The organism is Streptomyces flavovariabilis, assembly GCF_000725785.1.
Lineage (GTDB): Bacteria > Actinomycetota > Actinomycetes > Streptomycetales > Streptomycetaceae > Streptomyces > Streptomyces hawaiiensis.
Genome location: NZ_JNXD01000096.1, coordinates 1 through 340 on the forward strand (window position 1 = coordinate 1; position 340 = coordinate 340).

Sequence of the window (340 nt, forward strand, 5' to 3'; positions counted from 1 at the left end):
CTTCGCCGAACTCCTCGACCGCGTCCGCGAGACCGACCTCAACGCCTACGCCCACCAGGACCTCCCCTTCGAAAGCCTGGTCGAAGCGGTCAACCCGACACGGTCCCTCGCACACCACCCCCTCTTCCAGGTCACCCTGGCCTTCAACAACACCCCGCCCGCCACCGTGAACTTCTTGGCAGTGGACGCCGTACGTGAGCACGCCGACGTTCAGGCGGCCCGCATGGATCTCACCGTCAATCTGGCGGAGCGGCGGGGTGATGACGGTTCCCCGGACGGGATCGTCGGTTCCCTCACCTACCGCACGGACCTGTTCGAGCAGGACACGGTGACCGCTCTG

The 340-nt window shown here is 66.5% G+C and carries 1 protein-coding gene; it reads left to right on the forward strand.

Annotated elements, in window-relative coordinates; translation table 11 throughout:
* A partial coding sequence (locus IO24_RS41795; RefSeq protein ID WP_037670003.1) for a condensation domain-containing protein occupies positions 1–340 on the forward strand: 340 nt, incomplete at both ends.